Here is an 8,029-nt window from a genome sequence, read left to right on the forward strand (position 1 = left end):
GTCGGGGCGCAAAAAGGCATTGTCGTCAGGCGTCGGCCAGTCTGGCGCGACTCAAATTCAGGTAGTGCCAGGCAACGCCGAGCAGTACCAGATCCTTGAAGATGAAGAACTCGGTGACCGGCACTCCGTCGACCAGCTTCCAGACGCCCGGCAGGGTCAGCAGAAAGCTGAGGGTCACGAGGAAGGTCAGGATGGCCCCCAGGCTGCTCCAGTAGCCCAGACGTGGTCGCCACAGGCCGGCAATCAGACCGCCGGCGATCAGGATCTCGACCAGTCCGATCAGATTGGAGACGGCTTGCTCCGAGAGCACGGCATAGAGCCAGCTCATCAGCGGGTGGCTTGCCACCAGCGGCCGGATGGCCGCCGCCTCGGTCGGCGTGAACTTGAACACGCCGATCCAGAGCAGGGTCAGTACCACCCCGGCGAGGGCGATCAGAAAACCTCGGTCATGGCGTTCCATTCATGCTCCTTTGTCAGGGGGTGAGAGTGACCGGCGGGAAGTCGATGTCGGTTGCCGCCAGATGATTGCCGTAGTTGGTCAGGGTATTGATGACCACCTGTCCCAGTACCTCCATTGCCAGCTCATCATCCACGCCCGCGGCACGGGCTGCGGCCAGTTGTTGATCGCTGATGACACCGCGCTGGGTAACCAGGGCGACCGCCAGCTGCAGCAGGGCGTGATCGAGTGGATCCGCTGCCTGGGCCAGACGGGCAGCCCGGATGGCGTCGTCATCGAAACCGGCCCGGCCAGCCAGCAGGGTGTGGGCCGACAGGCAGTATTGGCAGGCGTTGGCCTGGCCGATGGCCAGTGCCAGCAGCTCCCGCTGGCGGGCACTGAGTCGCCCTTTGCCCAGCGCATCGGCAAAACCGAGCAGGCCGTTGAGCACCACGGGTGAATGGGCCAGGGTGGCGTAGAGGTTGGGAACCTTGCCAAGGCTGCTTTTGAGGGCGGCGAAGGTGGGGGCGGCAGCCGGTTTGGGCTGGCTCACGGTGTGAATGCGACTCATGGTGTGCTCCTGTTTGGGTTGGGTACGGGAGACACTATGCCGGTTTTAATGGTACGGTTTATCACCCATAGTCCACTATTGGCGACTTATCGTCTCAAACATGGATCCACTCTCGATACTGCTGGTCCATGCCGCGCCCCGGGCCAACCTCTTCTTTGCCGGCAATCTGTGCCAGCACTCCCACAGCCATGACTATCCGGCTGGTGGCCACTTGCACTTGCTGCGCCGTGGCGAACTGCTGCTGCGCGAGGAGGGGGGTGAGCCCCTGCTGCTGACCGAACCGACCCTGATCCTGTTTCCTCGTGGGCGGGGACACTGGCTCGAGCCGCGTCAGCTGGCAGGTTGCGATCTGGTGTGCGCCAGCGTGTCGTTTGGACCGACCGGTGACTCACCATTGCAGCTGGCGCTGTCGGATACCCTGGTACTGCCGCTGCAGACGATCCCGGCCATGGCGCCGGTGCTGACCCTGCTGTTCGAGGAGGCCTTCGCCGACCGCTACGGTCAGCCACCGATCCTCTCCCGTCTGCTGGAGGTATTGCTGATCCTGCTGCTGCGCCATCTGGTGGAGCAGGGGCACTGCCGGCAGGGGATGCTGGCTGCGCTCTCCGACCCGCGTCTGGCGCGGGCCATCGCGGTCATGCATCAGCGCGGGGACGAGCCCTGGACGGTCGAGACGCTGGCACGGGAGGCGGGCATGTCGCGCGCCCGCTTCGCCGCCCATTTCCAGGCGTTGACCGGGCAGACGCCACTGGGCTATCTGACGCGCTGGCGCATGATGCTGGCCAGTCAGCAGCTGCTGGCAGGGGAGTCCATCACTCAGGTGGCGCTGGGGGCGGGGTATAGCGGCGGAACCGCCTTTGGGCGGGCGTTTGAACGGGAGTTCGGCATGAGCCCGGGACGCTGGCTCAAGACGCGGCAGCGCGAATGACCGGGGCCACGGCGGGCCCCGGTGTCATCAGCCGGTGTAGACGGCTTCTTCCGGATACTTGATGCGGGTCTCGCTTGGGCGGGCCAGCATGAAGGCCAGGGTCAGCGGACCGAGACGGCCGCAGATCATCACCAGCACCAGGATCAGCTTGCCCGGTTCGCTCAGACCGGCGGTGATGCCGGTGGAGAGCCCCACGGTGGCAAACGCCGAGATGGTCTCGAACATGATCTTGTCGAAGGATTGCTGCTCGGTGAGCATCAGCAGGAACATGGCCAACATCAGCACCATGGTGCTGACGATGATGATGGCGAGCGAGCGGGTCACTATCTGGGGTGACAGGGTGCGGCCGAAGGCGGTGACATGGGGGCGCTTGGTCAGAAACGCCTTGGTCGCCAGCAGCACCACCGCGAAGGTGGTCACCTTGATACCGCCCCCGGTGGAGGTGGCGCCGGCCCCGACAAACATCAGCATCATCATGAACAACAGAGAGGCAGGCACCATCTGGCCGATGTCGATGGAGTTGAAGCCGGCGGTACGGGCGCTGGTGGACTGGAAGAAGGCCGCCAGCCACTGACCGCCGAAGGAGGCCTTGCCGAGGGTGCCCGGGTTGTTGTGCTCCAGCAGCCAGAACATCAGGGTACCCAGCAGCAGCAGGCCCGGGGTCATGATCAGCATCAGCTTGCTGTGCAGCTTGAGCTTGCGCCAGCGGCGATTGCGCACCAGGTCGACGATGACGGTGAAGCCGATCCCCCCCAGAATGATCAGCGCGGCTATGGTCAGGCTGATGATGGGGTCGTCTCTATAGTCGATGAGATTGTTGGCAAACAGCGAGAAGCCGGCGTTGTTGAAGGCCGAGACCGCGTGGAAGAAGCTGACGTAGAGGCCGCGCTCCCAGCCGAGCTCGGGCACCCAGCGGATGGCCATCAGGCCGGTGCCGATGAGCTGGGCGATGAAGGCGAACAGCACGATCCGCTTCACCAGCTGGATGATGTTGACCGACCCCTCCTGGCCCAGCGCCTCTTTGGCCAGCACTTGTTGGCGCAGACCGACCCGCTTGCTGAACATGGCGATCAGCAGCAGGGTCATGGTCATCTGGCCGAGGCCGCCAATCTCCATCAGCATCAGCAAAAAGATCTGCCCCTGCAGGGTGAAGGCGGTGCCGGTATCCACCACCCCGAGCCCGGTCACGCTGATGGCCGAGGTGGCAGTGAACAGGGCGTTGATGAAGCTCACTTCGCCGTTGTGGCTGGAGGGCTGCACCAGAAACAGGGTGCCGACCAGCAGGATGATCAGGAAGCTGCCGAGGATCAGCTTGGCTTCGCTCCAGCGCGACTCGTCGTCCCGGTGCAGGGCGAAGGCGTAGTTGCTACGCCAGCGGGTCATAGGGTTTCCAGCCAGTGGTCGATGGCGTGCTTGTTGCCCGCCAGGATCAGGATGTCACCCAGTTGCAGCTCCATCTTGCCGGTCAGCACGTTGTGCAGCACCTGGCCGCGCTTGATGGCCAGCAGTTGCAGTTCGGTCTGCTGCAGCAGATGCAGATCGGCGAGGGTGCGGCCATTTTGCGGCAAACCGATGACGAATTCGGTCAGCACCATGTCGTGGCCCAGCTCCAGATAGTCGAACAGCCGGTTGTCCAGCATGCTCTGGGCGACCCGGCGGCCCATGTCCCACTCCGGGTTGATCACCTTGTCGGCTCCCACCTTCTGCAGGATCTTGGCGTGGAACTTGTCGCGCGCCTTGACCCACACCTTCTTCACGCCGGCTTCCTTGAGGACGAGGGTGGTGAGGATGCTGGTCTCGAGGTTGTCACCGATGGCGACGAAGACGATGTCGAAGTCGGCCAGCCCCAGCTCGGCCACCGTGGCCTCGTCGGTGGCATCGGCGACGATGACGTGGTTGCAGAGAGTGGCGATTTGGCGGGTCTTGCTCTCGTCGATGTCTATCGCCAGCACCTCGGCATCCTGCCGTTGCAGCTCTTCACACAGGGCGCTGCCAAACAGTCCCAGGCCGATCACGGCAAATTGGTTGTTCATGAGTACTTCCTCAAGCGTCGGAGCCGGATACTCTACTCCTGCGGCATGAGTCCGAAAAGGGGGGCGGATTTTTCGTCCGGCGGCAATATAAGGTAGACTGCCCGCTTGCCATTGTCGGGACACGCAGATGAAACTCACCCCTTACGCCTCCTTGTTGACGCTCAACACCCTCGCCCTCGATGCCCATTGCCGCTGGCTGGCCGAAGTGGAACGGATCGACGATCTGCCGCAACTGGTAGCCAACCCCGAGCTGGCCGACTTGCCGAGGCTGGTGCTGGGCGGTGGCAGCAACGTGCTGTTTTGCGATGACTTCGCCGGTGTCGTAGTGCTCAACCGGCTCAAGGGGATAACGCTGCACGACGAGGGGGATCACTGGTTGCTGCACGTGGCGGCCGGCGAGAGCTGGCATGAGCTGGTGTGCCATAGCCTGCAGCAGGGCTGGTTCGGGCTCGAGAACCTGGCGCTGATCCCGGGCACGGTCGGGGCCGCCCCGGTGCAGAATATCGGCGCCTACGGGGTCGAGCTGGCCAGCGTCTGTGCCTATGTGGAGGCGTTCAACTGGCAGAGTGGCCAGCTGGAGCGCATCGAGGCGGCCGCCTGCGGATTCGGCTATCGCGACAGCATCTTCAAGCACGCCTGTCAGGACAGCCACTTCATCACCGCCGTCGGGCTGCGCCTCGCCAAGGCCTGGCAGCCGGTGGCGGGTTACGGCCCGCTGGCCGCGCTCGGGGAGCAGCCCACGGCGCAGGCCATCTTCGACACCGTCTGCGCCACCCGCATGGCCAAGCTGCCGGATCCGGCCGTGCTCGGCAATGCCGGCAGCTTCTTCAAGAACCCCGTGGTGACGGCGGCGCAGGCCGACCAGCTCAAGCAGCAATTCCCGCACCTTCCCTGCTACCCGGCCGCTGACGGGCAGGCCAAGCTGGCCGCGGGCTGGCTCATCGATCAGTGCGGCCTCAAGGGCTTTGCCATCGGCCGCGCCGCCGTGCATCAGGAGCAGGCCCTGGTGCTGGTCAATCTGGGCGGTGCCAGCGCCATGGAGCTGATCGCCCTGGCGGCTCACGTACGCGACAGCGTGGAGCAGAAATTTGGTGTGCTGCTGGAGCACGAGGTGCGCTTCATGGGGCGCAGCGGTGAAACCTGGCTCGACGAGGTGCTCTCATGACCCTGACCCCCATCAGACAGACCCTGATCACCCTGCTCAGCGACGGCCAGTTTCACTCCGGCGAACAGCTGGGTGAGCAGCTCGGCATCAGCCGGGCGGCGGTCAGCAAGCACATGGCTGCGCTCAAGGAGCTGGGGCTGGACTTGTTCAGCCTGACCGGCAAGGGTTATCGGCTGGCGGTGCCGATGGCGCTCTATGACGAGGCACAGCTGCAGGCGTTGGCGCCCATGGCGCCGGTACACTGCTTTCCGGTCATCGACTCCACCAACCAGTACCTGCTGGAGCGGGTTAATCAGCTGAGCTCCGGCGAGAGCTGCCTGGCCGAGTGCCAGACCGCCGGTCGTGGCCGTCGCGGCAAGCCTTGGGTCTCCCCCTTCGGTTGCCAGCTGATCCTCAGCATGTACTGGCGGCTCGAGCAGGGCATGGCGGCCGCCATGGGACTAAGTCTGGCGGTCGGCGTGGCCGTGGTGCAGGCGCTGGAATCCCTCGGTTATCCGGGAGTGGAGCTGAAATGGCCCAATGACCTCTATTATCAGGGCCGCAAACTGGCGGGTATTCTGGTGGAGATGAGCGGCAGTGCCGGTGCCAGCTGTCATCTGGTGATCGGGGTTGGCCTCAATCTGGCGATGCCGAGCCGGGAGGGGGAGCGGATCGATCAGGCCTGGTCCGAACTGCGCCATATCCAGCCGGAACTGGTGGATCGCAATCTGCTGGCCGGCCGGGTGCTCGATCACCTGCAGCAGGCCATGCTCACCTTCGAACAGAGTGGTCTCGCCAGCTTCGTGGCGGACTGGAACCGGCTCGATCACTTCGCCGGCCGGCCGGTGCGGCTGCTGATGGGCGAGCAGGAGATCCGCGGCGTGGCGCGCGGCATCGATGATCGCGGCGCCCTGCGGCTGGAGACCGCTGAGGGGATCAAGTTCTACCTGGGCGGCGAGATCTCCCTGCGCCGGGGCGACTGAAGGCAGTGGCGATCGTCATGAATAGAAGAGGGGGCCTGCGGGCCCCCTCTTCATTGTGATTCGTGTTGGTAGCCGCTACTTGCGCAGTTTGATCTGCTCGATGGCGTGCTCGTTGCCCTTGGTCAGGATCAGGTTGGCCCGCTCCCTGGTCGGAAGTATGTTCTCTTTCAAATTCAGATAGTTGATATCTTGCCAGATGTTGTTGGCAATCTTGGTCGCTTCGCTCTCCGCCAGTTTGGCGTAGTGGTGGAAGTAGGAGTCGGGATCCGAGAAGGCGCCACTTCTGAACTTGAGGAAGCGCTCGATATACCAGGTGCGCAGCAGCTCGGCTTCGGCATCCACATAGATGGAGAAGTCGACGAAATCGGAGACGAAGACTCTATGGGGCTCCTGCGGATAATCCATGCCGCTCTGCAGTACATTGAGCCCTTCGAGGATCAGGATGTCCGGCTGCTCCACCACCTTCTTCTCGTCAGGGATGATGTCGTAGATAAGGTGGGAGTAGACGGGCGCCTCGACCTTTTCGTGGCCGGCGCGGATGTTGGCGACAAATTCCACCAGATGACGGATGTCATAGGATTCCGGGAAGCCCTTGCGGCGCATCAGGCCGCGCTCTTCCAGCACCTTGTTGGGATAGAGAAAGCCGTCGGTGGTGACCAGCTCCACCCGCGGGTGCTCCGGCCAGCGCTCCAGCAGTGCCTGCATGATGCGCGCTGTGGTGCTTTTGCCACCCGCCACGCTGCCGGCGATGCTGATGATGTAGGTACCCTTGCCGCGGGACTGACCGAGAAACTGTTCCAGTACCCGGCTGCGGCGCTGCTTGGCCTTGACGTAGAGATTGAGCAGGCGGGAGAGGGGCAGGTAGATCTCTTCCACCTCCTGCAATGACACCTTTTCATTGATCCCGCGCAGGGTCTGCAGATCGTGCTCGGTCAGGGTCAAAGGGACCGAGTCGCGCAATAACGCCCATTGTTCGCGGGTGAATTGCAGATAGGGGTTATGCTCTGTCGTCATGGTGTCATCACTGTTTCTTGGGCAGGGCGACCATACACCAAGGGGTGGGGAGCGACAAGAGAAGCGACGGTTTCGAGCGGAGAGTGAGTCCTTTTTTGCCTGGTTCCCGGCAATAATGCACATTTTGCAAGGCGCAATGGTTGCATCCCCAAAATGCTTACCATAAAATGCGCGACGCTTAGATGTCTGTCGTCTATTTGCTCGGCAAAAGCGATAAAACAACGGGTGCAAGCAGAATTACCGTTGTGGCATTTATGCAACTGGAGGGGTTCCCGAGCGGCCAAAGGGATCAGACTGTAAATCTGACGGCTCTGCCTTCGAAGGTTCGAATCCTTCTCCCTCCACCATATTTCTCTGCGGTTTGAGTTCTTTGGGTTAGAGAAATGCGGGCATCGTATAATGGCTATTACCTCAGCCTTCCAAGCTGATGATGCGGGTTCGATTCCCGCTGCCCGCTCCAAGATGCTGATACGGCTCAGGCGATAGCAGAGCCACACCTTAGGGTGAGTTCGGCAATCGAACCTGCCTGTCAGCACCAGCCTCTCTTCCCCACCAGATTCAAATCCATCATATAAACTGTTCTGTGGTTAGCTTGCCACCGCGTACTCAGCGTTAGTTTAGAGGGACGATCATGTCTAAAGAAAAATTTGAGCGTAATAAACCGCACGTTAACGTGGGTACCATCGGCCACGTTGACCACGGTAAAACCACCCTGACTGCCGCTATCACCAACGTGCTGGCCAAGCACTTCGGTGGTAAGGCTTTCGCCTTCGACCAGATCGACAAGGCACCGGAAGAGCGTGAGCGTGGTATCACCATCAACACCTCCCACGTAGAATACGACACCGCTACCCGTCACTACGCCCACGTAGACTGCCCGGGTCACGCCGACTACGTTAAAAACATGATCACCGGTGCTG

At 62.4% G+C, this 8,029-nt stretch carries 9 protein-coding genes and 2 tRNA genes; 6 read left to right on the top strand and 5 right to left on the bottom strand.

Annotated features, from left to right (window positions below):
• Positions 1–25 precede the first annotated feature (25 nt).
• Together QLG02_RS09070 and QLG02_RS09075 are read right to left on the bottom strand one after the other, a co-directional pair.
• On the bottom strand, positions 26–460 hold the full coding sequence (locus QLG02_RS09070) for a DUF417 family protein (RefSeq protein WP_017409799.1): 435 nt from the start codon (positions 458–460) through the stop codon (positions 26–28).
• A 13-nt stretch (positions 461–473) separates the two neighbouring features.
• Positions 474–1,007, bottom strand: a complete 534-nt coding sequence (locus tag QLG02_RS09075) for a carboxymuconolactone decarboxylase family protein (RefSeq protein ID WP_282465015.1) — start codon at positions 1,005–1,007, stop codon at positions 474–476.
• Between the two features lie 100 nt (positions 1,008–1,107).
• Here QLG02_RS09075 and QLG02_RS09080 point away from each other — a divergent pair, with 100 nt between their 5' ends.
• Positions 1,108–1,935 (top strand): AraC family transcriptional regulator, encoded by an 828-nt coding sequence (locus QLG02_RS09080; RefSeq protein ID WP_282465016.1) that lies wholly within the window; start codon positions 1,108–1,110, stop codon positions 1,933–1,935.
• 27 nt (positions 1,936–1,962) lie between these two features.
• Here QLG02_RS09080 and QLG02_RS09085 read toward each other — a convergent pair whose 3' ends face one another.
• Positions 1,963–3,318, bottom strand: coding sequence for a TrkH family potassium uptake protein (locus tag QLG02_RS09085; protein ID WP_024945202.1), 1,356 nt, complete (start codon positions 3,316–3,318; stop codon positions 1,963–1,965).
• Positions 3,315–3,968 (bottom strand): TrkA family potassium uptake protein, encoded by a 654-nt coding sequence (locus QLG02_RS09090; protein ID WP_011707709.1) that lies wholly within the window; start codon positions 3,966–3,968, stop codon positions 3,315–3,317. The genes QLG02_RS09085 and QLG02_RS09090 overlap by 4 nt, the downstream gene beginning before the upstream one ends.
• 127 nt (positions 3,969–4,095) lie before the next feature.
• On the opposite strand from QLG02_RS09090, the gene murB reads away from it, so the two are divergent.
• Positions 4,096–5,133: a UDP-N-acetylmuramate dehydrogenase gene (murB, locus tag QLG02_RS09095; RefSeq protein ID WP_282465017.1), complete on the top strand. Its 1,038-nt coding sequence runs from the start codon at positions 4,096–4,098 to the stop codon at positions 5,131–5,133.
• Complete coding sequence (gene birA, locus QLG02_RS09100) at positions 5,130–6,095, top strand: bifunctional biotin--[acetyl-CoA-carboxylase] ligase/biotin operon repressor BirA (RefSeq protein WP_024945204.1); 966 nt, start codon at positions 5,130–5,132, stop codon at positions 6,093–6,095. Before murB ends, birA begins: the two co-directional genes overlap by 4 nt.
• 75 nt (positions 6,096–6,170) lie before the next feature.
• Here birA and coaA read toward each other — a convergent pair whose 3' ends face one another.
• A complete protein-coding gene (gene coaA / locus QLG02_RS09105) occupies positions 6,171–7,109 on the bottom strand; it encodes a type I pantothenate kinase (RefSeq protein WP_011707706.1) in 939 nt (312 codons plus the stop codon).
• A 262-nt stretch (positions 7,110–7,371) separates the two neighbouring features.
• Between coaA and QLG02_RS09110 the strand changes: the two genes are divergently transcribed.
• The 3 genes from QLG02_RS09110 to QLG02_RS09120 form a co-directional block, all read left to right on the top strand.
• A tRNA-Tyr gene (locus tag QLG02_RS09110) sits at positions 7,372–7,456 on the top strand.
• Positions 7,457–7,494: 38 nt separating this feature from the next.
• A tRNA-Gly gene (locus QLG02_RS09115) sits at positions 7,495–7,569 on the top strand.
• A 171-nt stretch (positions 7,570–7,740) separates the two neighbouring features.
• Positions 7,741–8,029: GTP-binding protein (locus QLG02_RS09120; protein ID WP_235210092.1), on the top strand; the 289-nt coding region annotated here is incomplete at its 3' end.

The sequence above is a fragment of the Aeromonas sp. V90_14 genome, from assembly GCF_029967615.1.
Taxonomy (GTDB): Bacteria; Pseudomonadota; Gammaproteobacteria; order Enterobacterales; family Aeromonadaceae; genus Aeromonas; species Aeromonas hydrophila.

What these genes read in the sequence shown, in the direction of transcription:
- QLG02_RS09090 (WP_011707709.1), bottom strand. Translation starts at nt 3,968, where the DNA reads ATGAACAACCAATTTGCCGTGATCGGCCTGGGACTGTTTGGCAGCGCC.
- birA (WP_024945204.1), top strand. Translation starts at nt 5,130, where the DNA reads ATGACCCTGACCCCCATCAGACAGACCCTGATCACCCTGCTCAGCGAC.
- QLG02_RS09075 (WP_282465015.1), bottom strand. Translation starts at nt 1,007, where the DNA reads ATGAGTCGCATTCACACCGTGAGCCAGCCCAAACCGGCTGCCGCCCCC.
- QLG02_RS09085 (WP_024945202.1), bottom strand. Translation starts at nt 3,318, where the DNA reads ATGACCCGCTGGCGTAGCAACTACGCCTTCGCCCTGCACCGGGACGAC.
- coaA (WP_011707706.1), bottom strand. Translation starts at nt 7,109, where the DNA reads ATGACGACAGAGCATAACCCCTATCTGCAATTCACCCGCGAACAATGG.
- QLG02_RS09070 (WP_017409799.1), bottom strand. Translation starts at nt 460, where the DNA reads ATGGAACGCCATGACCGAGGTTTTCTGATCGCCCTCGCCGGGGTGGTA.
- murB (WP_282465017.1), top strand. Translation starts at nt 4,096, where the DNA reads ATGAAACTCACCCCTTACGCCTCCTTGTTGACGCTCAACACCCTCGCC.
- QLG02_RS09080 (WP_282465016.1), top strand. Translation starts at nt 1,108, where the DNA reads ATGGATCCACTCTCGATACTGCTGGTCCATGCCGCGCCCCGGGCCAAC.